Annotated in this window: 26 protein-coding genes and 1 pseudogene; 9 read left to right on the top strand and 18 right to left on the bottom strand. The window is 74.7% G+C overall.

Annotated elements, in window-relative coordinates:
- Together DKT69_RS04505 and hisC are read left to right on the top strand one after the other, a co-directional pair.
- A partial coding sequence (locus DKT69_RS04505; RefSeq protein WP_109800335.1) for an RDD family protein occupies positions 1–749 on the top strand: 749 nt, incomplete at its 5' end.
- Positions 746–1,849 (top strand): histidinol-phosphate transaminase, encoded by a 1,104-nt coding sequence (hisC, locus tag DKT69_RS04510; RefSeq protein WP_109800336.1) that lies wholly within the window; start codon positions 746–748, stop codon positions 1,847–1,849. The genes DKT69_RS04505 and hisC, both read left to right, overlap by 4 nt.
- Before the next feature lie 23 nt (positions 1,850–1,872).
- Here the strand turns inward: hisC and DKT69_RS04515 are convergent, their stop codons facing one another.
- The 5 genes from DKT69_RS04515 to DKT69_RS04535 all read right to left on the bottom strand — a co-directional run bounded on the left by DKT69_RS04515 (position 1,873) and on the right by DKT69_RS04535 (position 6,239).
- A complete protein-coding gene (locus DKT69_RS04515; protein ID WP_109800337.1) occupies positions 1,873–3,123 on the bottom strand; it encodes an outer membrane protein assembly factor BamB family protein in 1,251 nt (416 codons plus the stop codon).
- Between the two features lie 110 nt (positions 3,124–3,233).
- Positions 3,234–3,716, bottom strand: coding sequence for an SRPBCC family protein (locus tag DKT69_RS04520; RefSeq protein WP_109800338.1), 483 nt, complete (start codon positions 3,714–3,716; stop codon positions 3,234–3,236).
- A 107-nt stretch (positions 3,717–3,823) separates the two neighbouring features.
- On the bottom strand, positions 3,824–4,033 hold the full coding sequence (locus DKT69_RS04525) for a DUF397 domain-containing protein (protein WP_109800339.1): 210 nt from the start codon (positions 4,031–4,033) through the stop codon (positions 3,824–3,826).
- A gap of 152 nt (positions 4,034–4,185) precedes the next feature.
- Positions 4,186–5,385: a fumarylacetoacetase gene (fahA, locus tag DKT69_RS04530; RefSeq protein ID WP_109800340.1), complete on the bottom strand. Its 1,200-nt coding sequence runs from the start codon at positions 5,383–5,385 to the stop codon at positions 4,186–4,188.
- On the bottom strand, positions 5,382–6,239 hold the full coding sequence (locus DKT69_RS04535; protein WP_109800341.1) for a hypothetical protein: 858 nt from the start codon (positions 6,237–6,239) through the stop codon (positions 5,382–5,384). The genes fahA and DKT69_RS04535 overlap by 4 nt, the downstream gene beginning before the upstream one ends.
- 94 nt (positions 6,240–6,333) lie before the next feature.
- On the opposite strand from DKT69_RS04535, the gene DKT69_RS04540 reads away from it, so the two are divergent.
- Complete coding sequence (locus DKT69_RS04540) at positions 6,334–7,500, top strand: homogentisate 1,2-dioxygenase (protein WP_109800342.1); 1,167 nt, start codon at positions 6,334–6,336, stop codon at positions 7,498–7,500.
- 64 nt (positions 7,501–7,564) lie between these two features.
- Here DKT69_RS04540 and DKT69_RS04545 read toward each other — a convergent pair whose 3' ends face one another.
- The 5 genes and pseudogenes from DKT69_RS04545 to DKT69_RS04565 all read right to left on the bottom strand — a co-directional run bounded on the left by DKT69_RS04545 (position 7,565) and on the right by DKT69_RS04565 (position 10,652).
- Entirely contained in the window at positions 7,565–8,590 is a 1,026-nt protein-coding gene (locus DKT69_RS04545; protein ID WP_109800343.1) for a tetratricopeptide repeat protein, read from the bottom strand.
- Positions 8,591–8,674: 84 nt separating this feature from the next.
- Positions 8,675–8,785, bottom strand: a pseudogene (locus DKT69_RS39485) (CGNR zinc finger domain-containing protein); the annotation flags it as partial.
- Between the two features lie 132 nt (positions 8,786–8,917).
- Complete coding sequence (ispF, locus tag DKT69_RS04555; RefSeq protein ID WP_109800344.1) at positions 8,918–9,403, bottom strand: 2-C-methyl-D-erythritol 2,4-cyclodiphosphate synthase; 486 nt, start codon at positions 9,401–9,403, stop codon at positions 8,918–8,920.
- A gap of 13 nt (positions 9,404–9,416) precedes the next feature.
- Positions 9,417–10,112, bottom strand: a complete 696-nt coding sequence (ispD, locus tag DKT69_RS04560; RefSeq protein WP_109800345.1) for a 2-C-methyl-D-erythritol 4-phosphate cytidylyltransferase — start codon at positions 10,110–10,112, stop codon at positions 9,417–9,419.
- 54 nt (positions 10,113–10,166) lie between these two features.
- Positions 10,167–10,652, bottom strand: coding sequence for a CarD family transcriptional regulator (locus DKT69_RS04565; RefSeq protein WP_089012187.1), 486 nt, complete (start codon positions 10,650–10,652; stop codon positions 10,167–10,169).
- Positions 10,653–10,979: 327 nt separating this feature from the next.
- Here DKT69_RS04565 and DKT69_RS04570 point away from each other — a divergent pair, with 327 nt between their 5' ends.
- Positions 10,980–11,711, top strand: a complete 732-nt coding sequence (locus DKT69_RS04570) for a serine/threonine-protein kinase (RefSeq protein WP_109800346.1) — start codon at positions 10,980–10,982, stop codon at positions 11,709–11,711.
- Between the two features lie 8 nt (positions 11,712–11,719).
- On the opposite strand, the gene DKT69_RS04575 is transcribed toward DKT69_RS04570, so the two are convergent.
- The 4 genes from DKT69_RS04575 to DKT69_RS04590 form a co-directional block, all read right to left on the bottom strand.
- Complete coding sequence (locus tag DKT69_RS04575; RefSeq protein ID WP_109800347.1) at positions 11,720–12,289, bottom strand: DUF6023 family protein; 570 nt, start codon at positions 12,287–12,289, stop codon at positions 11,720–11,722.
- A gap of 142 nt (positions 12,290–12,431) precedes the next feature.
- Positions 12,432–13,481 carry a type III polyketide synthase gene (locus DKT69_RS04580; RefSeq protein ID WP_109800348.1) on the bottom strand — a complete coding sequence of 350 codons (1,050 nt, stop codon included), beginning with the start codon at positions 13,479–13,481 and terminating at the stop codon, positions 12,432–12,434.
- A gap of 41 nt (positions 13,482–13,522) precedes the next feature.
- Positions 13,523–14,692 (bottom strand): acyl-CoA dehydrogenase family protein, encoded by a 1,170-nt coding sequence (locus DKT69_RS04585; protein ID WP_109800349.1) that lies wholly within the window; start codon positions 14,690–14,692, stop codon positions 13,523–13,525.
- A gap of 43 nt (positions 14,693–14,735) precedes the next feature.
- Positions 14,736–15,509 carry a methyltransferase domain-containing protein gene (locus tag DKT69_RS04590; protein ID WP_109800350.1) on the bottom strand — a complete coding sequence of 258 codons (774 nt, stop codon included), beginning with the start codon at positions 15,507–15,509 and terminating at the stop codon, positions 14,736–14,738.
- Positions 15,510–15,554: 45 nt separating this feature from the next.
- On the opposite strand from DKT69_RS04590, the gene DKT69_RS04595 reads away from it, so the two are divergent.
- The 4 genes from DKT69_RS04595 (at position 15,555) to disA (ending at position 20,172) form a co-directional block, all read left to right on the top strand.
- Positions 15,555–16,394 carry a UbiA family prenyltransferase gene (locus tag DKT69_RS04595; RefSeq protein ID WP_109800351.1) on the top strand — a complete coding sequence of 280 codons (840 nt, stop codon included), beginning with the start codon at positions 15,555–15,557 and terminating at the stop codon, positions 16,392–16,394.
- 139 nt (positions 16,395–16,533) lie between these two features.
- Positions 16,534–17,280, top strand: coding sequence for a hypothetical protein (locus DKT69_RS04600; protein WP_109800352.1), 747 nt, complete (start codon positions 16,534–16,536; stop codon positions 17,278–17,280).
- A gap of 108 nt (positions 17,281–17,388) precedes the next feature.
- Positions 17,389–18,843 (top strand): DNA repair protein RadA, encoded by a 1,455-nt coding sequence (gene radA / locus DKT69_RS04605; RefSeq protein ID WP_109800353.1) that lies wholly within the window; start codon positions 17,389–17,391, stop codon positions 18,841–18,843.
- Positions 18,844–18,984: 141 nt separating this feature from the next.
- A complete protein-coding gene (disA, locus tag DKT69_RS04610; protein ID WP_109800366.1) occupies positions 18,985–20,172 on the top strand; it encodes a DNA integrity scanning diadenylate cyclase DisA in 1,188 nt (395 codons plus the stop codon).
- Positions 20,173–20,193: 21 nt separating this feature from the next.
- On the opposite strand, the gene DKT69_RS04615 is transcribed toward disA, so the two are convergent.
- From DKT69_RS04615 to DKT69_RS04625, 3 genes are all read right to left on the bottom strand, one after another.
- Positions 20,194–20,718, bottom strand: a complete 525-nt coding sequence (locus DKT69_RS04615; RefSeq protein WP_438361802.1) for a hypothetical protein — start codon at positions 20,716–20,718, stop codon at positions 20,194–20,196.
- A gap of 123 nt (positions 20,719–20,841) precedes the next feature.
- Positions 20,842–21,402, bottom strand: a complete 561-nt coding sequence (locus DKT69_RS04620; RefSeq protein ID WP_109800354.1) for a peptide deformylase — start codon at positions 21,400–21,402, stop codon at positions 20,842–20,844.
- Complete coding sequence (locus tag DKT69_RS04625) at positions 21,399–21,911, bottom strand: glycine cleavage system transcriptional repressor (protein WP_109800355.1); 513 nt, start codon at positions 21,909–21,911, stop codon at positions 21,399–21,401. The genes DKT69_RS04620 and DKT69_RS04625 overlap by 4 nt, the downstream gene beginning before the upstream one ends.
- A gap of 96 nt (positions 21,912–22,007) precedes the next feature.
- Here DKT69_RS04625 and DKT69_RS04630 point away from each other — a divergent pair, with 96 nt between their 5' ends.
- On the top strand, positions 22,008–22,913 hold the full coding sequence (locus DKT69_RS04630) for an iron-sulfur binding domain-containing protein (RefSeq protein WP_109800356.1): 906 nt from the start codon (positions 22,008–22,010) through the stop codon (positions 22,911–22,913).
- Positions 22,914–23,315: 402 nt separating this feature from the next.
- On the opposite strand, the gene DKT69_RS04635 is transcribed toward DKT69_RS04630, so the two are convergent.
- Complete coding sequence (locus tag DKT69_RS04635; RefSeq protein WP_109800357.1) at positions 23,316–24,191, bottom strand: LLM class flavin-dependent oxidoreductase; 876 nt, start codon at positions 24,189–24,191, stop codon at positions 23,316–23,318.
- Positions 24,192–24,250 lie beyond the last annotated feature (59 nt).

Genomic DNA, 24,250 nt, shown 5'->3' on the forward strand with positions numbered 1-24,250 from the left:
GCCCGGCACCGCACCCCGGTCACCCGGGAGCGGCGCAGCCCGGCCCGGGGCGCTGGCCGGGCCCGGGGTACGCCCCCGGGCCGGGACACCCGCAGGGGCCGCCGCCCGGCTGGCCGTACCCGACCTGGCCGGGGCGGCCGCCCGAGCCGCGGCCGCACGGGCTGCCGCTGGCCTCGTACGGCGTCCGCCTGGTCGCCCGCCTGATCGACTTCGGCGCCGTGTTCCTGCTCAACGCCGTGGTCAACGGCTGGTTCGTCTGGCGGTACGTCGAGGAGATCTCGCCGTACCTGCGGGAGTCGGTGCGCCGGTCGCTTTCCGGCAACACCTCCACGGAGGGGCTGCCCCAGCCGGGCGAGCAGGCCGCCGGGCTGCAGATCGCCATCCTGCTGATCGCCACCGCGCTCTGGTTCGCCTACGAGGTGCCGTCGATGGCGGCCCAGGGCCAGACGTTCGGCAAGCGGGTGATGCGGGTGCGGGCGGTCCCGATCGAGGCCGACCAGCCGCTCGGCTTCGGCCGGGCGACCCGGCGGTGGAGCACCCTCGGCCTGCCCACCCTGCTCTGGTACTGCTGCGGTTTCGGCCTGCTGCTCCAGTTCGTCGACGCGGTCTCCCCGCTCTTCGACCACCCGCTGCGCCAGGCGCTGCACGACAAGCGGGCGCAGACCGTCGTGGTGCAGGTGCCCCGCGCCACGCCCGACACCCGTACCGCCCCGCACGACCGCGCCAACCACCCGGGAGACACACCATGACCGACACCGGACGTCACCAGCCGCCGCTGCGGCTGACCCGCGCCGACCTCGACGCGCTGCCGAACTACGTGCCCGGCCGGAGCCCGGCGGACCTGGCCCGCGAGCTGGGCCTGCCCGAGGCGATCAAGCTGGCCAGCAACGAGGTGCCGTACGGCCCGCTGCCCGGCGTGGTGGAGGCGGTCGCCGAGGCGGTGGCCGGCTCGCATCGCTACCCGGACATGGGCGTGGTGGCGCTGCGCCAGGCCCTGGCCGACCGGTACGGCGTGGACGCCGACCGGATCGCCACCGGCTGCGGCTCGGTGGCGCTGGCCGAGCACCTGGTCCGGGCCACCTGCCTCCCCGGCGACGAGCTGCTCTACTCGTGGCGGTCGTTCGAGGCGTACCCGATCATCGCGGCGACCAGCGGCGCGACCAGCGTGCGGGTGCCCAACGACGCCGGGCACGGCCACGACCTGGCCTCGATGGCCGCGGCGGTGACCGACCGGACCCGGATGATCCTGGTCTGCAACCCGAACAACCCGACCGGCACCGCCGTCCGCAAGGCCGAGCTGGACCGTTTCCTCGACGCGGTGCCGGACGACGTGCTGGTGGTGATCGACGAGGCCTACCGGGAGTTCGTCACCGACCCGGAGGTGCCGGACGGCCTGACCTACCTGGACCGGCCGAACGTCGTCGTGCTGCGCACCCTGTCGAAGGCGTGGGGCCTGGCCGGGCTGCGGATCGGCTTCCTGGTCGCCGCCCCGGAGGTGGCCGCCGCCGTCCGCAAGGTCGTCACCCCCTTCTCCACCAGCATGGCCGCCCAGGCCGGCGCCCTTGCGGCGCTGGCCCAGGCCGACGAGGTGGAGCGCCGGTGCGCGCTGGTGGTCTCCGAACGGGACCGGGTCACCGAGGCGCTGCGCAAGTTCGTCCCGGACGTGCCGGCCAGCCAGGCCAACTTCGTCTGGCTGCCGCTCGGCGACCGGGCCGTCGAGTTCGGCAAGGCCTGCGAGGCGCGCGGCGTGATCGTCCGGCCGTTCGCCGGCGACGGGGTCCGGGTCACCATCGGCACCCCGGGGGAGAACGACGCCTTCCTCGCCGCCGCCGAGTCGGCGCTGGCCTGACATCCCCGCTGCTCGCCGCGACCTTATGTCGCGGCGAGCAGCACGGGCTCGGCCGTCAGGAAGTACGCCTGGTCATCCGAGTCCGGGCCGGCGCCCTTGCGGAGCCGTTCCAGGGCGAGGTAGCCGTCCGCCGCGTACGCCCGCCCGGGCACCCAGGCCACCCCGTCGTGGCCGATGTCCATGGCGAAGCGGGACCGCTCGGCGCCGGTGCTCGGATCGAGGGTGACCAGGTCGTTCCGCTCGGTCAGCAGGTGCACCCGACCGGGCTGCACCGCGATGATCCGCACCAGGCCCAGGTCGGCCCGCCGCCACAGGTCCTCGCCGGTCCGCGCCGACCGGCCGGTCAGCACCCCACCGGTGCTGCCGACGGCCCGCTCGCCGGCGAGTTCGGCGTCCGGCCCGTTCAGGCCGGGCGCGGCGACCGGGTCGCCGGCCCCGACCAGCCAGCCCCGGCCGGCGTCGTCCCCCGACCCCGCGGTCCGCAGCCCCCGGCACGCCGAGTGCCCGTCGACGCAGCCCACCGGGGTCACCACCAGCCCCCTCCCGCCGCCGGGGGGGTGCCAGCGGGTGCGGACCGCTCCGGTGGCCGCGTCCCGGAACTCGACCGTCGTCGGCATGGCGCAGCCGTCGACCGCGATCAGCGCGCCGGTGGCCGTGGTCCCCACGTCGGTACGGCAGTCGCCCGCGTCGACCCGCCAGAGCTGCCGGCCGTCGGCCAGGGCGTACCCACCCACCTGCCGCCGACCGGCGGCCACCAGCACCGCGCGACCGTCGGCGGTACGCGTGACGTGCAGCCCCGCCGGGTCCCAGACCGTCGACGCGAAGGTACGCCGGGGCTTCGACACCGGTCCCGGCTCCGGCCCGTCCGCCCGCCAGGCGACCCGCCCGGTCCTTGCGTCCAGCGCCACCACTCTCCCGTCGGACCAGCGGCTGACCACGGTCACCCCGCTGGCCAGCACGCCGACGAGCTTGGCCGGCCAGCGCCGGTACGACCAGAACGGGGTGACCCGGTGCTTCCCGTCGACCGGCTGGTCGGCGTACACCTGGCGGGTCCCGGCGTAGACCCGGAGCCGGCCGTCCACGATCAGCGGCGCCACCGGCAGCCGGCCGATCACCCCCACGGGCGGGGTCGCCGCCGGCGGGTACGCGGCCCGGGCCGGCGTGATCACCTCGGCGGGAGCAAGCACGCGGTAGACGATGGCGGCGACCACCGCGACGGTGAGCACCGCCGCGACCGCCACCGTGATCCGCCGCCGCCCCTCGGGCAAGCCCATGCCGCACCTCCGCCCGGCACCCTACCCAGCGGGACCCCCCGCATCCCGGTCAGGTCGAGCCGGCGGAGCCGCGTCGGCGGGTCGGGCGGCCGCCAGGCGGGGCCGGCGGGTCAGGCGGCCTCGGCGGAGGAGGCCGGTGTGACGGCGCGGGTCAGGTCGGCCAGGTCACGCCGGAGGGCGCCCTCGACCGCGCGGGCGGCGAGGCCGCCGAGGATCAGGGCCAGCACCCGGCCGTACGGGGCGGTCGGCACGGCCTCCTGCTCGACGGTGACCTGGGTGCAGCCGCGTCGGCGCCGCTCGACCGTCCGCAGCGTCCAGGCGATCCGGTAGTCCACGCCGGCCCCCCGGGAGCTGAGCACCAGCCGGTGCGGCGCGACCGCCTCCACCACGAGAAACTCCTCGGACTGCTCGTCGCCGCCCGGGCGGACCCGGGTCTCCCGCCAGGCGGTGCCGGCGGCGAGGGCCCCGGTGGTGAGCACCTCCACCGCGCCGACGGCGGAGAGCCAGTCGGCCCGGGCGGAGAGGTCGGTGAGGAGCCGCCAGACGTCGACGTCCCGCGCTTCGATGAATGCGGTAACCGTCACCGTCGACATGGCACCTCCCGTGTCGTCCACGGTACGGCGCGTGAACGCGAAACGGGGAGCCCTCGGTGACATTTCCGCCACCGGTGCCCCGGGCGGGGCACCGGGGAACGGGTCGGTCAGCGCCGGAACGCCCCGGCGCGGATCGCGCTGACGAACGCCGTCCAGCCCGGTGGGCTGACCGCGAGCGTCGGCCCGGACGGGTCCTTCGAGTCGCGTACCCCGACCACTCCGTGCACGGCGACCACGTTGGCCGCCACCTCCACGCAGAGACCCTGGTCGTTGGAGCGACTGCTGGTGCGCCAGACGGCGCCGGTGAGCTCGGTCATCCTCGTTACCTCCTGTCCGCTCGCGCGCCACGACCGGCCGCGGACGGCTCGTGGCGTCGGAATCCGCGACGATCAACGCGGAATGCGCGGTCCCCGGTCGCACCCGCTGTGCGACCGGGGGCGACCGGGGAACGGTGGACGACGGGACCGGCTCAGCGGGCGGGGAGGATGCTCCCGGTGACGTCGCCCAGGGCGATCGTGGTGCCGTCCGGGCCCGGCGCGGTGGCGGTGATGGTGACCGTGTCGCCGTCCTCCAGGAACGTCCGGGTGCCACCGTCGGCGAACTTGACCGGCTCGGCGCCGCCCCAGGTCAGCTCCAGGAACGAGCCGACCTGGCCGCGGTCCGGGCCGGACACGGTGCCGGAGGCGTAGAGGTCGCCGGTACGCAGCGACGCGCCGTTGACGGTGAGGTGGGCGAGCTGCTGCGCCGGCGTCCAGTACATGGTGGCGAAGGGCGGCCGGCTCACCCGCTCGCCGTTCCACTCGACCGACAGCCGGAGATCAAGCCCGAGGTGCGGGGTGTCGTGCAGGTACCCCTGCACCGGTGGGTCCTGGTCGGGGGCGGGCACGAAGGCGTCGGCCAGCGCGTCCAGCGGGGTCACCCAGGCCGAGACCGAGGTGGCGAAGGACTTGCCGAGGAACGGGCCGAGCGGCTGGTACTCCCAGGCCTGGATGTCGCGGGCGGACCAGTCGTTGACCAGCACCACACCGAAGACGTGGTCGGCGAAGTCGGCCACGGAGACCCGATCGCCGAGCGCGCTCGGCATCCCGACCACGAAGCCCACCTCGGCCTCGATGTCCAGGCGTACGGAGGGGCCGGTGGTCGGGCCCTGCGCGCTGGCCCGCTGGCCACGGGGGCGGACGACCGGGGTGCCGGAGACCACCACGGTGCCGGCCCGGCCGTGGTAACCGATCGGTAGGTGCTTCCAGTTGGGCAGCAGGGGCGGCTGGCCGGGGCGGAAGATCTGCCCGACGTTGGCCGCGTGGTGCTCGGACGAGTAGAAGTCGACGTAGTCGGCGACCTCGAACGGGAGCAGCAGCTCCACCTCGCGCAGCGGGACCAGCAGCGGCTCCACCGCCGGCCGGTGCGTCTCGTCGGTGAGCAGCTCGGTGACCCGCTGCCGGACGGCCGTCCACTGGGGGCGGCCGAGGGCCATGAAGTCGTTCAGCGTGGGCCGGCCGAGCGCCCCGGCGGCCAGCACCAGGTCCGCCGCCTCGGCGCCGGCCAGGTCCAGCACGAACTTCCCGATGCGTACGCCGATCCGCGGCTCCTGCCCGCCGCGCCGGAACACGCCGTACGGCAGGTTCCGCACCCCGTACGGCGAACCGTCGGCACCCGTCACCCAGGTCATTCGTCGTATCCCCCGTTCACCAGCCCCAGCCGGATCAGATCGGTCAGTGGTTCCTCAATGCTGCACGAGCCGTACCCGATCCAGAGCGGACGCTCCGTCTCGCGGTCGGCCCGCGCCCGCTCCACCAGCCGGACCGGGTCGGTGGCGGCGAGCAGCTCAGCCACGACGTCCACCTCGGCGTCCTCGGTGGCGGCGAGCGTGGCGGCGAGCACGTTGACGAAGCCGTGGTGGGTGAAGCCGGTCTCCGGGTCCCGGTGCCGCACCGCGTGGTGCAGCCCGGCGGTCAGCTTGAACGGCAGCCTCCGGTCCCGGCAGGCGCAGATCACCGCGGCCAGCTCGATCGGCGTCGGGAAGAGCTCGGCGGCCAGTCCGCCGGTGCGGAACTTCGCCGCGACCCGCAGCCCGCCGGCCCGCGCCCCGGCGACCGCGTCCAGCGCCCCCATCAGCCCGAAGGTCAGCGGGATCTCCGCGTACACGGGGATGGCGCCCAGCCGCTCGGCGAGCTTCACCAGCTCGGCCAGGCCCGGCTGCGGGTCCTCGCCACGCTTGGCGACCGCCGCCTCGACCTGGCGGACGGTGATCCGGGGATCGGCCTCGGCGAGCGCCGCGTCGAGCTGGCCGATCGGCACGTCGCCGATGACGCCGACCGCCACCGGCTCGTCCGGGCCGAGCAGGTCGGGCAGCTCCGGCAGGGTCGAGGCGGGCAGCAGCAGCGGGCCGACCAGGTCGGCGTACCAGGCGGTGCGGTGCCGCCGGTGGGCGCCCACCGCGTCGGGCAGCGCGGCGCTGCCGGGCGGGAAGACAGCGGCGTCGTCGACGAGACCGGCGAAGAGTCGGGGCACGTGCGTTGACACGAGACAAGAACTTACGGGACGCTACAAGGAACGGACAACAGCGTCCGATTATCGGACGCAATCGGCCGGAGAACGGGACATATCGGGAGGCGAGATGCCGTACTACCGCAGCGTCGGTGAGCTGCCGCGCAAGCGCCACACCCAGTTCCGCCAGCCCGACGGCAGCCTCTACGCCGAGGAGCTGGTCGGTCAGGAGGGCTTCTCCTCCGACTCGTCCCTGCTCTACCACCGGCACGCGCCGACTGCGATCACCGCCGCCGAGGAGTTCACCCCGCCCGCCTTCACCCGGGTACCCAACCTGCCCCTCAAGCCCCGCCACCTGCGCACCCACAAGCTCGACGGGGCCGGCGCGGACCCGGTGCTCGGCCGGCAGTACCTGCTCGCCAACGACGACGTCCGGATCGCGTACGTGCTGGCCGACCGGCCCTCCCCGCTGTTCCGCGACGCCACCGGCGACCACTGCCTCTACCTGGAGTCCGGCTCGCTGCGGGTGGAGTCCCCGTTCGGCGTGCTGGACGCGGTGGCCGGCGACTACGTCATCATCCCCACCTCGACCATCCACCGGCTGGTGCCCACCGGCGACGAGCCGACCCGGCTGCTGGCCGTCGAGGCGACCGGCCACATCGGCCCGCCCAAGCGCTACCTCTCGGTACGCGGCCAGTTCCTAGAGCACGCGCCGTACTGCGAGCGGGACGTCCGGGGGCCGGACGCGCCGCTGCTGGTCGACGGCACCGACGTCGAGGTGCTGGTCCGGCACCGTCGCGGTTGGACGAGGTACGTCTACGCCAACCACCCGTTCGACGTCGTCGGCTGGGACGGGCACCTGTACCCGTGGGCGTTCTCCATCCACGACTTCGAGCCGATCACCGGCCGGATCCACCAGCCGCCGCCCGTGCACCAGACCTTCCAGGGCCCGAACTTCGTGATCTGCTCGTTCGTGCCGCGCAAGGTGGACTACCACCCGGACGCCATCCCGGTGCCGTACAACCACCACAACGTCGACTCCGACGAGATGCTCTTCTACACCGGCGGCAACTACGAGGCCCGGCGCGGCTCGGGCATCGAGCAGGGCTCGATCTCGCTGCACCCGTCCGGCTTCACCCACGGCCCGCAGCCGGGCGCCGCCGAGCGCTCGATCGGCGTCGACTTCTTCGACGAGCTGGCCGTCATGGTCGACACCTTCCGGCCCCTCGACCTCTGCGACGCGGCGTCCGCCTGCGAGGACGACGGCTACGCCTGGACCTGGGCGCGACGCGCGTAGTCGCGGTCGGGGTGGTCACCGTCCCCAGGTCGGTCGCCGTCCAGGGGCTGCTCTCGGCCACCGGTCAGCGCAGGGAACGGGAGAAGACCGCGAGCTCGGCCAATGAAGCGGCGACGATCGCGGCGACCAGCGGCCACGGCGTGCCGACCAGCGCGTAGAGCAGCAGCAGCACCGGCCCGGCGGCCACCGCGTAGAGCGCCCACGCCAGGGTCCGGTCGGAGCGCAGCAGGCCGGGCAGGATCGCCCGGACCAGCCCGGGCACCCGGGTCGCGTGGCGCCACACCACCAGCGCCCCGCCGAGCGCGGCCAGCGCCGCGAAGACCCGGGAGAGGCCCGGCCCGCCCGGGGCCAGGAAGGCGACCAGCACGGTGGCGACCAGCGACCAGCCGGCGCCGTAGAGCAGCAACCGGCGCAGACCGTCCGCGATCGTACGCCCGGAGTCCGTCCCCGCCGGATCCATCACGGCCGCCTCGACCAGGTGCTCCAGCGCCTCGGCGTAGCGGCGCTGCTCCAGCCGGATGACGCCCATGTCGTGCCGGGCCACGGCCAGTTCCGGGTCCAGCCGCAGCGCCTCCCGGTAGGCCCGTTCGGCGAGGTCGTACACCTCGAGCCGGGCCGCCACCAGACCGAGCACCAGGTGCGCCTGCGGCTCCTCCGGGGCCAGCTCGACGCCCCGCCAGGCGGCGTTGAGCGCCTGCTGCCCGTTGCGCGAGCCGGCCAGGATCGCGGCGGCGCTGCGCTGCGCGTACGCGTCGGTCGGGCCGAGCGCCAGGATCTCGTCGGCGGTCCCCGCGGCGGCCCGGAACTCCCGCAGGTCGGCCAGCGCGAGCCCGCGCGCGACCAGCGGCGGTACGGCGCCCGGGGCGGCGGCGACGGCGGCCTCGGCAGCCGTGAGCGCCTCGGCGGACCGGTCGGCGGCCAGGTGCACCCGGGCCAGCATGGTCAACGCCGCGGCGTTCGCCGGGTCCATGGCGATGGCCAAGCCCAGCTCACCGGCCGCCTCGTCGTAGCGGCTCAGCTCGGCGAGGAGCTGCGCGCGCTGGAGGTAGCCGTCGGCGGCGGACTGGTCGGGGGACGCGTCACTCGACATCCCGGCGAGCCTAGCTGGCCTCCCCGGGGAACGCCGACCACCGCCGGTCCGGCCGGACCGCGTCCGGGCCCCCGTGCAGATCGGTCAGGCGCTGTGGCAGGGCGACTGGGCGACCGGCCGACCGCAGGTGCCCAGGCTGCACCAGCGTCGAAGGCCGCTCTCGTCCAGGAAGAGCCAGCCGCAGCGCTCGTCCGGGCAGGTCCGGACGGTGAACCGGCGCGGATCGGAAGACCATCACCATGCTCCACGGCACGACGCACAACGTCTGCACCGACGTGGACTGAGCCGTGTGGACGGTCGGGGGCCCGGGTGACCGGGTCCCCGGCGTCAGACCGTCGACGCCTCGTACACCAGGGCCACCGCGATGCCGGTGAGCCCCTCGCCGCGGCCGGGGAAACCCAACCCGTCGGTGGTGGCGGCGGAGACGGTGACCGGGGCGCCGACGGCCGCGGAGAGGACCCGCTGCGCCTCGTCGCGGCGCGGACCGATCTTCGGCCGGTTGCCGATCACCTGGACCGAGACGTTGCCGATCCGGAAGCCGGCCGCGCGGACCCGCCGGGCGCTCTCGGTGAGCAGCGCCACCCCGGACGCGCCGGCCCACTCGGGCTGATCGACGCCGAAGTTGGCGCCCAGGTCGCCGAGGCCGGCCGCGGAGAGCAGCGCGTTGCAGGCGGCGTGCGCGACCACGTCGGCGTCGGAGTGGCCGGCCAGGCCGTCCTGGCCCGGCCAGTGCAGGCCGGCGACCCAGCAGGGTCGGCCGGCCTCGAAGGCGTGGACGTCCGTGCCGATGGCCACCCGAGGAACGATCATGATCCGAGGGTACGCGTCAGGCCCCGGCCGCCAGCAGATGCTCCGCGAGGGCCAGGTCGAACGGTCGGGTGATCTTCAGGGCGTGCTCGGAGCCGGGCACGCAGACCACCGCGACGCCCTGCTTCTCGACCAGGCCGGCGTCGTCGGTCAGCGGGTCACCCGCCGCGGCGTGCCCGGCCGTCAGCACGGACCGGCGGAAGCCCTGTGGCGTCTGCACGGCCCGCAGCGCGGACCGGTCGACCGTGCCGAGGACCCGCCCACCGGCGTCGACCTCCTTGATCGTGTCGACCACCGGCAGGACCGGGATCACCGCGTCGTGCCCGGAGCGGACCGCCTCGGCCACCGACTCGACCAGGTCGGGTGGGATGAGCGCGCGGGCCGCGTCGTGCACCAGGACGATCTCCGGGCCGGCCGGGACGGCGGCCAGCGCGGCCGCCACCGAGGCCTGCCGCTCCGCGCCGCCGGGCACCACGATCACCGGAGCCACCGGGGCGAGCATCGACCGGACCGACTCGACGTCTGCCGCCGGGGCGGCCACCACGATGGTGTGCACGGACGGGGCGGCCGCGATGCGGCGTACCGCGTGCACCAGCAGCGGCTCGCCGGCCAGCGGCCGGAGCGCCTTGGGCGCGCCCGGGCCGAGGCGTACGCCGGTGCCCGCCGCAGGAACGAGGACCGCGACGTCACCGCGCGGATTGAGCTGCGCGGTCACGTCGCGGTCCTCGGATTTCTTTGCTACGGGGTGGGTACGACGATGCTGCGGGGACTAGGCCTCGCCCAGCACCTTGTCCAGCAGCGACTCCGCCTCGTCCTTGGTGCTCTTCTCCGCCAGCGCGACCTCACCGACGAGGATGTCGCGGGCCTTGGCGAGCATCCGCTTCTCGCCCGCGGACAGGCCCCGCTCCCGCTCCCGGCGCCACAGGTCGCGGACGACCTCGGCGACCTTCAGCGGGTTACCGGAGGCCAGCTTCTCCAGATTCGCCTTGTAACGCCGCGACCAGTTGGTCGGCTCCTCGGTGTGCGGTGCACGGAGCACGTCGAAGACCTTGCCCAGGCCCTCTTCGCCGACCACCTCGCGCACACCCACGATCTCGGCGTTCTCGGCGGGCACCCGGACCGTCAGGTCACCCTGCGCGACCCTCAGGACGAGGTACTGCTTAGGCTCGCCCTTGATGACCCGAGTCTCGATTGCCTCGATGAGTGCGGCCCCGTGGTGGGGGTAAACAACGGTCTCGCCGACACTGAAAACCATAGGTTCGAAACCCCTTTCGCTGTGTCTAGGGTAACACGCTCAGGCACCGATGTCTCACCGCTGTCCTGACCGTTGGCGCAGCTCAGGGGCCCTGTGAGAGGTATTTCTTCAGCTTGACAGGCGGTCAAACCGATGGTTTCAACACGCTCCGTGACCAACGGATGACAACCCGGTACGGGTGATCGGAGCGTCCATATCTAGGGCAATGCGCTCCTCCATGGTATCCCGCCGATCCAAGCTGCGCCCAGGTGTAGCGGTACGCCGGTCGGTGCGGGACGCTGGAGGTGGACACGACGTCCGCTCACCGCGACGGTTCCTGGGGGTCCGATGGGCATGCCTGACGCAGAAGGCCACGGGCCATCGGACGGGCTGCCCGACCTGCCCCCGGAGTGGGGTCGGGTGGTCGTACCGGACGACGCCTCGGCGCTCGCCGAGGAGGCCCGCCAGCTCCGCCGCGAGCTGCGCCGGTCCCGGCGCCGGGCCGCCTGGCACCGCCGGCTGGGCCTCACCCGGAGCCCGGACGGCCTGCCCGCGCTCGGCCTCCCGGTGCTGATCCTCCTGGTCGCCGTCCTGACCACCCTCGGCGGGCTGGCCGCGGTCACCTGGCCCCGGTCGTCCCGCTCCGGCGGAAGCCCGACGGTGGTCCCCTACCCGACGGCGGCCCCGGGGCCGGTCGGGCCGCTCCCCGCGCTGGACCTGGTCGACGCCGAGGACTCGCCGGTGCCGCTGCGCGCCCTGCTGCCGGCGGTGATCCTCCTCGTGGACGCCTGCACCTGCACCGAACGGATCGCCGAGGCGGCCGGCGCCGTGTCGCCGGGCGTCACCGTGGTGACCGTGGCCGGCGGCCGGGAGGCCCGCCCCGCCCCGTCGACGGCGGGAGCGCCGGTACGCGCCCTGGCCGACCCGGCCGGCGGCCTGCGCGCGTACCTCCACCTGCCCGCCCGCCCCGGCGCCGCCACCGCGTTGCTGGTGGACCGGGAGAGCAACCTGGTGCGGGTCGTGCCGGTGCTGAACAGCGTCGAGGAGTACCGCGCCGACCTGGCTCGCCTCGCCGGCTGACCGGTGGCTCAGGACAGCACGGACAGGTGGGCATCCAGGTCGGCCGGACCGTCGTCCGCGGTGAACCGCACCTCGAGTGTTCCGCCCACGGCGGTGAGTCGCAGCAGCACCGGCGGTCCGCCGCAGTCGGCGCGCTCCTCCGGCGCACCGTCGGCTCCCGCGACCTGGATCGTGACCGGGCCGCTGCCGACACAACCGGCCACCAGGAGGTACCGGCCGCCCATCTCCGCCCCGGTCTGCCGGACCAGGGGCGGGCCGCCCTGCGACAGGTGGGACCGATCCGCCCAGATGGTCTCCGACCGCTCGGGCGCTCCCGCCGCGCCGGACTCCCGGTGGAACACCAGCGGCTGGTCCGGGTCGGCCACCGGCCCCTCCACGAGGTGACCGTCCTCGGCATCGACGACCACCCGGAGCAACCCCGCCGGGGCCGGGCTGGGTGCCGCCGAGCTGACCGCCGCCGACACCGGGCCGATGGCCGGCGCCGCCTGCCGCCACCACCAGGCCCCGGCGACCACGGCGGCCAGGGCCAGCCCGGCCAGCAGCCCACCCCGCCACCGGTCGTCCGTCCGCGCGTCCATGCGGCGAGCCTAGTCTCCGGTCGGACCCGCGTCCGGCCACTGGCAGCGACCAGGGTCGATCCGCCCGGCGCGATCCGGTCGGCCCGGGGACCCCGGGCGGTGCGTCCCGCCACGGACAGCGGGCTCGCCGGCCGGGGCGGGGTCAGGCGTCGCGTTCGAGGAGGGCGGCGTACAGCGTCAGGCCGGGGCCGAACGCCAGCATCACGATCCGGTCCGGTGGCGCGGGCGCCCGGAGCAACCGGTCCAGGATCAGCAGCACCGTCGGCGAGGAGCAGTTGCCGTGCTCGTCCAGGACGGCCCGGGAGGCCGCCAGCGCCTCCGGTGGCAACGCCAGCTCCCGTTCCACCACGTTGAGGATGCGCGGGCCGCCCGGATGCACCGCCCAGCCGTCCACCTCGGACGACGTCCGGCCGTGCCGGGCCAGCAGGCCGTCGACCAGGCCCCGCACGTGGCGGGAGAGCACCTGCGGGACCTTCGGCGACAGCCCCATCCGGAAGCCGGTGTCCGTCACGTCCCAGGTCATGTGGTCGGCGGTGGAGGTGTCGGTGACCGAGGCGACCTCGCGCAGCGCGTACCCCCGGCCGCCGGGGACGACCACCGCGGCGACCGCGGCGTCCGAGAAGAGGGCGTGCGAGACGATCTGCTGGGTGTCCACCCGCGCGCCGGCGGGTTGGATGTGCAGGCTGGTCAGCTCGGCGCAGAGCAGCAGCGCCGGCCGCCCCCGGGCGGTGACGAAGTCGCCGGCCGCGCCGAGCCCCGGCAGGGCCGCGTAGCAGCCCATGTGCCCGACGAACATCCGCTGGGCGTCCGGGGCCATGCCCAGGTCCCGGGCGAGCAGGATGTCCAGCCCCGGGGTCGCGTACCCGGTGCAGGAGCAGACCACGAAGAGCCCGACGTCCCCCGCGTCCAGACCGGCCGCGGTGAGCGCCCGGCCCACCGCCTCCTTGCCCAGCGGCAGGGCCTCCACCTGGTACCGCCGCATCCGTCGCTCGGTCGGCCAGTCCGAGACGTCCTCCAGCAGCGGATTGACCGCCGCCTGCCGCCGGGACACCCCTGAGTTGGCGAAGATCCGCTCGGCCAGCGCCCGGGTGGTGCCGGAGAAGTGCTTCGCGAAGAAACCCTCCCAGAGCTCGTCCTGCGCGGCGGCCGGCGGTTGCGCCGTACCCAGACCCGCGATCACCGGCACGGCCATCTCCCCCACCTCTCGTCGTGCTCCCCCTGCACCCTCACGCTTCACCAACGAGGAGCGGAGCCGTCGCGGTCCGGGTCGCCGCCCAGCGTTGCGATGCCCAGCCAGTCGGCGCAGACGTCGGACGTCGCCGGGTGCAGCGAACCGCACCGGGCGTCCCGGTAGAGCCGTTCCAGCGGGTGTCCCCGGCGGGTCGCCGAGGTGCCCGCCGCCTCCAGCATGGACGCCGCCACCTCGGCGGCGGTGGTGCCGGCGAGCAGCTTGGCCCGCCACACCCAGCGGTTCGTCTCCGCGTCGCCGGACGCCTCGTCGACCCGGCGGGCCGCCTCCGCGACCACCAGTCCGGCCGCCGCGACCGCCGCGTCGGCCCGGCCCAGCCGGGCCCGGACCGCCGGCAGGCCGGCGAGGTTGCGGGCGTTCAGGTGCTCGGCGGCGGCGTCGATCGCCGCTCGGGCGACCCCGACGTAGACGGCGGCGTAGCTGGCCACCAGCCAGTGCGGCATCAGCTGGGCGACCACCAGGGCCAGCCCCTCGACCCCACCGAGCAGCCGGTCGCCCGGGACGGTGACGTCCAGGTGCAGGTCGTGCGACGAGGTGGCGCGCATGCCGAGGGAGTCCCAGGTGGGCTCCACGGTCAGCCCGACGCCGGCCGGCACCAGGAACTGGGAGACCACCGACTGGTCGGCGACGCTGCGGGCGGCCACCAGGTAGCCGTCGGCGTGCCCGGCGCCGGAACAGAACGTCTTGCTGCCCTTGAGCCGCCAGCTGCCCCCGTCGACCGGCTCGTAGACGGTGCTGAGCTGGGACAACCGGGCGCCCGCGCCGCGTTCGCTCATCGCCACCGCGTACCAGGAGCCCGCCGCCGCCGCGCGGAGCAGCCGGTCCCGGGCGGCCAGCGCCTCCTCCGGTACGCCCAGCGCCTCGGCGAGTTCCTCGGTGACCGCGCCGAGCGCGCCGGTGACCGAGGCGTGCATGTTGAACACCAGGGCGGTCGCACCGTTGCCCCGGGCCAGCTCGGTGGCGACGGCGGCGTACTCGGCGAAGGTGGCCCCCGCCCCGCCCAGCTCGCGGGGCACCATCAGCCCGAAGAGCCCGGCCTCCCGCAGGTCGGCGAAGTCGTCGACCGGGAAGGAACCCTCCCGGTCGTGCTCCGCCGCCCGGGCGGCCAGTCGCGGCGCCAACCGGCGGGCCGCCTCCAGCGCGTGCACAGTCATGTAGCCCCCTTCTCGGCGTCCCCTTTACCCCGGGCGGCCCCGGCTACCCGCCCCGGAGCCCACGGCCCTGGTACAGCACCGCGGTGGAGCGGGTCGGCACGATCCGCGGCTCGCGGCCTCCGTCCGTCCCCACCGGACGGCCGGCGGGTCCACCGCGCATCCGCCGCAGCAGCCAGCCCAGCGTGCCCCGCAGCTCCGGGCGGATGCCCCGCAGCCGCAGCTCGACGCCGTGTCGGGCGCACTCGGCGACCAGCTCGCAGGCGTCCACGAACAACCGTGGATCGTGGATGCCGCGCGGCACGGTGGGCAGCCGCTCGCCGATCTCCACCGCGACGAGCCGGGCCAGCGGCGTGTCGTTGAGCGTGTCCAGCACCAGCAGGCCGCCCGGGCGCAGCAGCCGGCAGGCCTCGGCGACCGCGCGCCGCCAGTCCGGCACGTGCTCCAGCAGCTCGCCGGCGGAGACCACGTCGGCGCAGCCGTCGGCCAGCGGTACCGCGGTGGCGTCGGCGTTGACCGCGGTCACCCCGTGCGCGGCGGCCTGCGCCAGCGCGGACCGGGTGAGGTCCAGCCCGACGTGCCGGTAGCCCTTCCCCGCCAGGTGCGGCGCGAGCAGGCCGGCGCCGCAGCCGAGGTCGACCAGGACCGCGCCGGGCCGGGACGCCGGGGGGACGAGTGCGGCCCGGGCCCGGGCCAGCCAGTGCAGCATCGCGAAGGCGCCGTCCGGCCGCCACCACTCGTCGACGAGGTCGTCGTACTGGCGGGGGTCGTTGGGCGGCAGCACGCGGGGTGGGATGGTCACCGGGGCCGCGTCTCGCATGGACCGAGCGTGGCACGACTCCCCGGTAACGACCAGACTTCCCTCATGTCGTCAACGGTGCTAGTGCTGGTCAGGGCGAGCCACCCGGAGCCGGCCGCGGCCGTCACCACGGTGGCCGGGCTGCTGGCGTGGGGCGTCGGGCACCGGCCGGCCGGCATCGCCGCCGTGGTGCTCACCGTGCTGGCCAGCCAGCTCGCCGTCGGCTGGAGCAACGACGCGCTCGACGCCGACCGGGACGCCACGGTGGGGCGTACCGACAAGCCGGTCGCCACCGGCGCGCTCCGGCGGCGCGTCGCGGGCCTCGCCGCGGTGCTGGCCGCGCTGGCCACGCCGGTGCTGGCGCTGACCACGAACCCGGCGGCGGCGGTCTGGGCCACCGCCGGCCTGCTCTCGGCCCTGCTCTACGACTGGCCGCTGAAGTCGACCCCGGTCTCGGTGCTGCCGTACGCGGTCTCCTTCGGGTCGCTGCCGGCCTTCGTGGTGCTGGCGCTGCCCGGCGCGCCCGCGCCGCCGGTCTGGCTGGTCGCCGCCGCGGCCTGCCTCGGCGCCGGGGCGCACTTCGCCAACGTGCTGCCCGACCTGGCCGACGACGCCCGGACCGGGGTGCGCGGCCTGCCGCACCGGCTCGGTCCGGCGGGCAGCCGGGCGGCCGCCGCTGGGCTGCTCCTCGCGGCGACCGTCACGCTGGTCTTCGGGCCGCCCGGGCCGCCGTCGTGGGCCGGGCTGTCGGCGGTCGCCGCCGCCGTCCTGGTGCCGGCCGTCGGCGGGTACGGCGGACGCGCCGCGACCCGGGCCGGTGGCCGGCCGGTGGCCGCCTTCCGGGCGGTGATGGTGGTGGCGCTCATCGACGTGGTCCTGCTGGTGGCCAGCGGCCGGGTGGTGTGACCGCTCCCCGGGTAGGTGGCGTTGCCGGGTCGGCGTGCGACCGTCGATCAGCCCCAACTACCCTGGAGCGCGGTCTGCGCGGGTATGACCACCGTGCCCGGGGTACGGCCGGGTGGGGATCGTGACGAGGAGGACCGACGTGACGCGCTCGATCAGGGGTTCCGGACGGGCGGCCCTGCTGCTGGCCGGTACGGCCGCGGCGGCGAGCCTGCTGCTGTCCGGGTGTGGCGCCGGCCAGGTGGCCGAGACCGCCAACAAGAACCCGTCGGTGCAGGGCGTGAACGTCCAGACCTCCGACAGCCTTTACAAGGTGCGCGGCCTCTACGTGCAGTACCCGGGCGCCGCGGGCTACCAGGCGGGCGGCAACGCCCTCCTGAACGTCGTGATCTACAACGACAGCAAGGCCCCGGTGACCGTCACCGTCACCACCGACAGCGCCCGAGAGGTCGTGCTCGCCGGCTCGACCCCGAGCGGTGCCCAGGCGAGCCCGAGCCAGTCGGCGACCGAGCCCGCCTCCGCGTCGCCGACCGCGAGCGACCCCAGTGCGTCGCCGAGCCGGTCGCTCGGGGCCAGCAAGTCCCCCTCGGCCAGCCCGTCCGCCTCGGCGAGCGATTCGGCCCCGGCCGGCCAGCCGGCCCGGATCGAGATCCCGGCCCTCGGCTACGCCCAGCTCACCGGCGGCAACGGCCAGCGCCTCCAGGTCGTCGGGCTGAACGACAAGCTGCTCCCCGGCCAGCAGGTCAACCTGGTCTTCGACTTCGGCAACGGCAAGACGATCAAGACCGCGGCCCCGATCGGCGTCCCGCTGACCCCGGCCGCGCCGGCCTCGCCGATCATCACCCGCGAGGGTGGCGGCGGCGATGAGGGCGGCACCGAGGCCGGCTGACCCGCGGGACCAACCGTCGACAGCACCGTCGGCGTGGCGACCGCCACGCCGGCGGTGTTCTCGTTTCCGGTTGGGTTTTCGTCGTACCGCCCGGTTAGCGTTCCGGGGGTGACCACCTCCCGTTCGACCTCCCCCCGCGGCGCGTCCACCGCCGGCCGGGCCCGGGGCTCGGCGCGCGAGCCGCGCCCCGCCTACGAGTGCGACGCCTGCGGCCACCAGCCGCCCAAGTGGGTCGGGCGCTGCCCGGAGTGCGGCGAGTGGGGCTCGGTGGTCGAGTGCACGGTCACCGGTCCGCTGGTCTCCGGCCGGGTGGTCAGCTCCCGGATGCCCGCCGAGCCCGCCCGGCCGATCGCCACGATCAGCGCCGCCCCGGCCCGGGCCCGGGCGACCGGGGTCAGCGAGCTGGACCGGGTGCTCGGCGGCGGCCTCGTCCCGGGCGCGGTGGTGCTGCTCGCCGGCGAGCCCGGGGTGGGCAAGTCGACGCTGCTGCTCGACGTCGCCGAGCAGTGGGCGGCCAACGCGGGCAGCCCGTCGCTGGTGGTCAGTGGCGAGGAGTCGGTCAGCCAGGTGCGGCTGCGCGCGGAGCGGATGGGCACCCTGCACGACCAGCTCTACCTGGCCGCCGAGAGCGACCTGTCGGCGGTGCTCGGCCACCTCGACGCGGTCAAGCCCGGGCTGCTGGTGCTCGACTCGGTGCAGACGATCTCCACCACCGGCACCGAGGGCGTCCCCGGCGGGGTGACCCAGGTGCGCGCCGTCACCGCCGCCCTGGTCGCGGTCGCCAAGGAGCGCGGGATCGCCACCGTGCTGGTCGGCCACGTCACCAAGGACGGCCAGGTCGCCGGTCCCCGGGTGCTCGAGCACCTGGTCGACGTGGTGCTGCACTTCGAGGGCGACAAGCACTCCTCGCTGCGGATGGTCCGCGGCGTCAAGAACCGGTTCGGGGCCGCCGACGAGGTGGGCTGCTTCGAGATGCACGAGGGCGGCATCAGCAGCCTGGCCGACCCGTCCGGTCTCTTCCTCACCCGCTACTCCGAGCCGGTGCCGGGCACCTGCGTCACGGTGGCGATGGAGGGGCGGCGGGCCCTGGTGACCGAGGTGCAGGCGCTGATCGGCGCGACCGTGGCCGGCTCCCCCCGGCGTACGGTGTCCGGGCTGGACGGGGCCCGGCTTGCGATGGTGCTGGCCGTGCTCCAGCGGCGTACCGAGCGGCTGACCCTGCACGACCGGGAGGTCTTCGCCGCGACGGTCGGCGGCATCCGGGTGGTGGAGCCGGCGGCCGACCTGGCGGTCGCCCTCGCGGTGGCGTCCGGCGGTCTCAACCTCGCGATCGCCCCGCATCTGGTGGCCATCGGCGAGGTCGGCCTCACCGGCGAGGTGCGCCGGGTCGGGGCGGTCCCCCGCCGACTCGCCGAGGCGGCCCGGCTCGGGTTCCGGCTGGCCCTGGTGCCGCCCGGCTGCGGCCCCGGCAGCAGCGGGACGGCCCCGGAGAACATGCGCGTGATCGAGGTCACCGATGTTCGGGCGGCGCTCCAGGCTGCCGCCCGGGCATCGGCGGAATGACCCAGGGTGACCGCGCGAGGGGACCGGCTGGGCGATATCGGACAGCTCACCGACCCGTCAGCGGCGGCGGAAGCCGGACATCGTGACACATCACAGTAACCACGAGAGCACCCATTGCACCGCAGTCCGTAGACTGTGCCCGTGCCGATCGACCGCGATGCCACCAAGCCCGCCGCCGCGGCGACGCCGCACGCCCGCACCGGCGCGGTGGGCTCGCCCGCCCGTCCGATCAGTGTCAGCGTGACCGGGAGCGTCGGCGGGGCCGGCGGCGACCCGCTGCGGGCAAATCTCGCTCTCATGGCGCCGGGCACCGCGCTTCGCGACGGGCTCGAGCGGATCCTGCGCGGCCGTACGGGCGCGCTCATCGTCCTCGGCTACGACAAGGTGGTCGACCAGATCTGCACCGGCGGCTTCCCGATGGACGTGGAGTTCTCCGCCACCCGGGTGCGCGAGCTGTGCAAGATGGACGGCGCGGTGGTGCTGTCCAGCGACGGCAGCCGGATCGTCCAGGCGGGCGTGCACCTGATGCCCGACCCGTCCATCCCGACGGAGGAGTCCGGCACCCGGCACCGCACCGCCGAGCGGGTGGCCCGGCAGACCGGCTACCCGGTCATCTCGGTCAGCCAGTCGATGCGGATCATCAGCCTCTACGTGAACGGCCAGCGACACGTGCTGGACGACTCGGCGGCGATCCTCTCCCGCGCCAACCAGGCCCTGGCCACCCTCGAGCGCTACAAGCTGCGCCTCGACGAGGTCTCCGGCACCCTCTCCGCCCTGGAGATCGAGGACCTGGTCACGGTCCGGGACGCGGTGGCGGTGGTGCAGCGGCTGGAGATGGTCCGCCGGATCGCCGACGAGATCGCCGGTTACGTCGTCGAGCTGGGCACCGACGGCCGGCTGCTCGCCCTCCAGCTCGACGAGCTGATGGCCGGCGTGGACGCCGACCGCACCCTGGTCATCCGGGACTACCTGCCGGTGGGCCGCAAGTCGCGGACCCTCGACGAGGCCCTGGTCGAGCTGGACCTGCTCGGCGCCACCGAGCTGATCGACCTGGTGGCGGTCGCCAAGGCGATCGGCTACCCGTCCGCGTCCGACGCGCTCGACGCGGCGGTCAGCCCGCGCGGCTTCCGGCTGCTGGCCAAGGTGCCCCGGCTCCCGGTCGCGGTGGTCGACCGGCTGGTGGTGCACTTCGGCAGCCTCCAGCGGCTGCTCGGCGCGACCGTGGAGGACCTCCAGGCGGTCGAGGGGGTGGGCGACGCCCGCGCCCGGGGCGTCCGCGAGGGCCTCTCCCGGCTCGCCGAGGCGTCCATCCTGGAGCGGTACGTCTGAGCCGGCCGGTCCGGCCGCCCCTCAGCCGGTGATGGTCAGCTTGACCGGCTCGCTGAGCTTGGTGCCCACCCGGGCGAAGACCTGGTACGAGCCGATCGGCGCGTAGTCGCCGTTGGCGAGGCCGTTGGCGCAGCGATTGGCCTCCCGGCCGTTCCAGCCCAGCTCGTAGAGGCGCTCGAAGCCGGGGGTGAACGACTGCACGTCGGAACCCTTGCCGGTGCCGCAGGTGTCCGAGGACCAGATCTTCTCCGCGCCGGACTTGATGAACAGCTCCTGGAGGTCCGCCCCAACGTTCCGGCTGCAGGTACGCTGCGACTTGTTCTTGATCTTCAGCTGGAGGTTCACCACCGTGCCCCGCTGCGCGGTCGCCGGCTGGGCCACCGGGGTCACCAGGATCTCCGCGTCGGTGCAGGTCCCGTCGTCGACCACCGGGGCCGCCGGCGCGGCCGGGGCGTCGACCGTGCCGCCACCCGCCGGGCCGCCCGAGGATCCGCCGCCGGAATCATCCGGTGCGGCGGACGGATCGTCCGTCTGCGGAGTCAGCACCGGTCCGGACGGCTGCGAGTTCGCCGACGGTGCGGAACTCGCCGGCGAGGACGCGGACCTCGGTGTCGCGCCGGTGTTGGGCTCCGGGCCGTTCACCGAACGGCGCGGCACCCCCGCAGAACGTCAGAGGTAGACCTTGCGCTGGTAGATGGCGTGCGCGCCGGCGACCCGGTCGAGGAAGAGCAGCCCCGCGCAGTGATCGATCTCGTGCTGGAGCGCCCGCGCCTCGAAGCCGTCGGTGACCAGCCGCACCGGCTTGCCCGTACCGGGCAGGACGCCCTCGACCACCAGCCGGCTGGCCCGCTTCACGTCACCGGTCAGATCCGGCACCGACATGCAGCCCTCCCGCCCGGCCTTCCACCGGCTGGCCTCCACCACCCGGGCGTTGCACAGCACGAAGGTCCTGTGCACGGTGACCGCCTTCGGGTGGCCGGCGACGTCCACCGCGAACACCTGCGCGCTCACCCCCACCTGCGGCGCGGCGAGGCCGACGCAGCCCGGCGAGACGCGCATGGTGGCAACCAGGTCGGCGGCGAGGCGGACCACCTCGTCCGAGGTCGGGTCCACCTCCGGCCCCGGCCGGCTGAGCACCGGGTCGGGGGCGGAGACCACCGGGAGTACCTCGCCCGGCACGGCGAGCACCTCCGGGGTCCAGTCGTCGAGGCCGACGTACTCCGCCGTCACAGCAGGTCCGTGTCCGCCGGGCGGAGGCTGACCCCGACGCCCAGCTCCGCGGCCGTACGCGCGAGCCGGCCGGCCACCTCGTCGGAGCTGCCCGACGGCAGTTCCACCTCGGCGACCACCACGTAGAGCGAGCCGGTCAGCCGGGTGCTCAGGTCGGTGACGTTGCCACCGGCGTCGGCCAGCACCCGGGTCATCGCCGCGACGATGCCCATCCGGTCGGCACCGTGCACCGCCAGCACGTACGGCTCGCCTGCCGCCGTGGTCTCGCCGTCGGGGGTGACCGCGCGCACGGTGGCCAGCAGCTGGCCGTCGGCGGCGAGCGGGGCCAGCGCGGCCTCGACATCGGCGGCGGCCGGTCCCACGCAGATCAGCGTCATCGCGAAGTGTCCCCGCAACCGGGTCATCGTGGAGTCGGTGAGGTTCGCGCCGAGCCGGGCGAGCGCCTCGGCGACGTCGGCCACGATGCCCGGCCGGTCCCGGCCGATGACGGTGATCGCGAGCTCGTTCATCCGGACATTCTGCCCCGCCCGCCCGGGGCCGTCCGCGCGCCCCGGCCCGGCCGCCCATCCTGCGGGAATCCGGCCCGTGACATCATCGGCAGCGCGATGTCTGAGCCCACTTTCGCCACCCTGGTCAGCCGGTGGTACGAGGAGAACGCCCGCGACCTGCCGTGGCGCAAGCCCGGCACCAGCGCGTGGGCCATCCTGGTCAGCGAGGTCATGCTCCAGCAGACGCCGGTGGTCCGGGTGCTGCCCGCCTGGGAGGCGTGGCTGGCCCGCTGGCCGGTGCCGGCCGCCCTAGCGGCGGACAGCCCGGCCGAGGCGATCCGGATGTGGGGGCGGCTCGGCTACCCCCGCCGGGCGGTGCGGCTGCGCGACTGCGCGGTGGCGATCGTGGAGCGGCACGGCGGCGAGGTGCCGGACCGGCTGGACCAGCTGCTCGCGCTGCCCGGCGTCGGGACGTACACGGCCCGGGCGGTCGCGGCGTTCGCGCACGGGCAACGGCACCCCGTGGTGGACACGAACGTCCGCCGGGTGGTCTGCCGGGCCGTCGCCGGGGAACCGGACGCCGGTCCGGCCACCCGCCCGGCCGACCTGGTCGCCACCGAGGAGCTGCTGCCCGTCGAGCCGGCCGCCGCGGCGCTGGCCAGCGCCGCGTTCATGGAGCTGGGCGCCGTGGTCTGCACCGCCCGCTCGCCCCGGTGCGCGGTGTGCCCGGTGGAAGCGGTCTGCGCCTGGCGGGCCTCCGGCCAGGTCGCGCCCGCCGGCCCGAGCCGCCGCCCTCAGCGGTACGCGGGCACCGATCGCCAGGTCCGCGGCCTGCTCCTGGCGGTGCTGCGGGAGGCCACCGGACCGGTGCCGCGGCAGCGCCTCGACCAGGTCTGGACCGACGACATGCAGCGGTCCCGGGCGCTCGCCGGGCTGGTCACCGACGGCCTGGTCGAGCCGGTCGGCGAGGACGCCTTCCGCCTGCTGGGCGACGGCGCACCGGCCCCACTTCCCCACCCCTGAACGGTGCCGCGGCCGTTCCTCCAGCGATGGCCGCGTGGCTTCATGTCACCGACATGACGCCCCGGGCCACGAGGTCCCGCGCGCCCGCTCGGGACAAGCACACCACCCCACAAGCGATATGCCTGAGAGTCATATTTAGAGGCCGCGCAAATAGGTCAGTGAGGATTGGGCGGGTAGGAGACGGGCACAGACATCAGTGATCATGAAGGTTCCTACGCCTAGTGATCACTGGGAGTTCTGACCCTCGCCGCCACGGCCGTCGCGCGTGCGATCAGTGGGGATAAGGTACGGCGAGCGTGCCGGCACGGCCTGTACGAGTGCATCAGTGACAGTTTCACCGCCGCCGGGATGCTCTGCCGGGCCGCCAGCGCCGCCACGGAACGCCAGGCCTGGGCGCCGCTGTCAGGCCGACGTGGTGATGAACTCGTCGGTGATCCAGTGCGCGACGCCGTCGGGGTAGGGCGCCGGCAGCCCGAGCACGATGTGCCCGAAGCCGGCGTCGATCGCCTTGCCGATGGCATCCCTTGTGATGCCCGGCTGGTTGTAGGAGACGGGCAGGTTGATCGAGCGGGTGATCGACGCGGGGTCGCGACCGACCTCGGCGCAGTAGCGCTCCAGCAGGGCGGTGCGGCTAACGGCGTCGTCGAGATCGCCGCTGGGGTTGTTCCATACGTCCGCGTGTTCGGCGACCACCCGCAGAGTCGCGGCGGAGCGGCCACCGATGATGATCGGCGGGTGAGGGCGCTGCACGGGCTTGGGGCTGCCGAACGCTCCGGTGAGGTTGACGTACGTGCCGTGGAAGTCGAACGGCTCGTTCTCGGTCCATAGCCGCCGGATGACCGTGAGCGCCTCGGCGAGGCTGCCCACGGCGTCGGCAGTGTCGGCGAAGGGCAGGCCGTGCGCCGCGTACTCACGCGCTGCGAGTGGGTGACCGGGCCGCGAACCAACGCCGATGCCGAAATCGAGGCGCCCGCCGGAGACGATGTCGACGGTCGTGGCGATCTTGGCCAGCATCGCGGGTGGTCGGAAGCGGTTGCTGGTCACCAGCACGCCAAGGCGTAGCCGCTCGGTCTGAGCGGCGAGGGCGGAGAGCAGGGTCCAGCCTTCGTACGTCGGTCCGCTCAGGTCGCCTACGATCGGCATGAGGTGGTCGAACAGCCACGCGTGCTCGATGTCGGCAATGGCGTCCGCTTCGCGCCAGACCCGCAGGATGTCGTGGTAGCCGACCTGCATCGGGGCGGTCATGATCCCGAAGCTGGGCCGGGGTGTGAGTGGCATGGGTCCGATCGTCCTTTCGACGTGAGCCTGGGAAGGCATGGCCTTGCGGCGTGTCAGGC

Origin of the sequence: Micromonospora sicca (assembly GCF_003172935.1) — a bacterium.
GTDB lineage: Bacteria > Actinomycetota > Actinomycetes > Mycobacteriales > Micromonosporaceae > Micromonospora > Micromonospora sicca.

What these genes read in the sequence shown, in the direction of transcription:
- hisC (WP_109800336.1), top strand. Translation starts at nt 746, where the DNA reads ATGACCGACACCGGACGTCACCAGCCGCCGCTGCGGCTGACCCGCGCC.
- DKT69_RS04515 (WP_109800337.1), bottom strand. Translation starts at nt 3,123, where the DNA reads ATGGGCTTGCCCGAGGGGCGGCGGCGGATCACGGTGGCGGTCGCGGCG.
- DKT69_RS04520 (WP_109800338.1), bottom strand. Translation starts at nt 3,716, where the DNA reads ATGTCGACGGTGACGGTTACCGCATTCATCGAAGCGCGGGACGTCGAC.
- DKT69_RS04525 (WP_109800339.1), bottom strand. Translation starts at nt 4,033, where the DNA reads ATGACCGAGCTCACCGGCGCCGTCTGGCGCACCAGCAGTCGCTCCAAC.
- fahA (WP_109800340.1), bottom strand. Translation starts at nt 5,385, where the DNA reads ATGACCTGGGTGACGGGTGCCGACGGTTCGCCGTACGGGGTGCGGAAC.
- DKT69_RS04540 (WP_109800342.1), top strand. Translation starts at nt 6,334, where the DNA reads ATGCCGTACTACCGCAGCGTCGGTGAGCTGCCGCGCAAGCGCCACACC.
- DKT69_RS04545 (WP_109800343.1), bottom strand. Translation starts at nt 8,590, where the DNA reads ATGTCGAGTGACGCGTCCCCCGACCAGTCCGCCGCCGACGGCTACCTC.
- DKT69_RS04565 (WP_089012187.1), bottom strand. Translation starts at nt 10,652, where the DNA reads ATGGTTTTCAGTGTCGGCGAGACCGTTGTTTACCCCCACCACGGGGCC.
- DKT69_RS04570 (WP_109800346.1), top strand. Translation starts at nt 10,980, where the DNA reads ATGGGCATGCCTGACGCAGAAGGCCACGGGCCATCGGACGGGCTGCCC.
- DKT69_RS04575 (WP_109800347.1), bottom strand. Translation starts at nt 12,289, where the DNA reads ATGGACGCGCGGACGGACGACCGGTGGCGGGGTGGGCTGCTGGCCGGG.
- DKT69_RS04580 (WP_109800348.1), bottom strand. Translation starts at nt 13,481, where the DNA reads ATGGCCGTGCCGGTGATCGCGGGTCTGGGTACGGCGCAACCGCCGGCC.
- DKT69_RS04585 (WP_109800349.1), bottom strand. Translation starts at nt 14,692, where the DNA reads ATGACTGTGCACGCGCTGGAGGCGGCCCGCCGGTTGGCGCCGCGACTG.
- DKT69_RS04590 (WP_109800350.1), bottom strand. Translation starts at nt 15,509, where the DNA reads ATGCGAGACGCGGCCCCGGTGACCATCCCACCCCGCGTGCTGCCGCCC.
- DKT69_RS04595 (WP_109800351.1), top strand. Translation starts at nt 15,555, where the DNA reads ATGTCGTCAACGGTGCTAGTGCTGGTCAGGGCGAGCCACCCGGAGCCG.
- DKT69_RS04625 (WP_109800355.1), bottom strand. Translation starts at nt 21,911, where the DNA reads ATGAACGAGCTCGCGATCACCGTCATCGGCCGGGACCGGCCGGGCATC.
- DKT69_RS04630 (WP_109800356.1), top strand. Translation starts at nt 22,008, where the DNA reads ATGTCTGAGCCCACTTTCGCCACCCTGGTCAGCCGGTGGTACGAGGAG.
- DKT69_RS04635 (WP_109800357.1), bottom strand. Translation starts at nt 24,191, where the DNA reads ATGCCACTCACACCCCGGCCCAGCTTCGGGATCATGACCGCCCCGATG.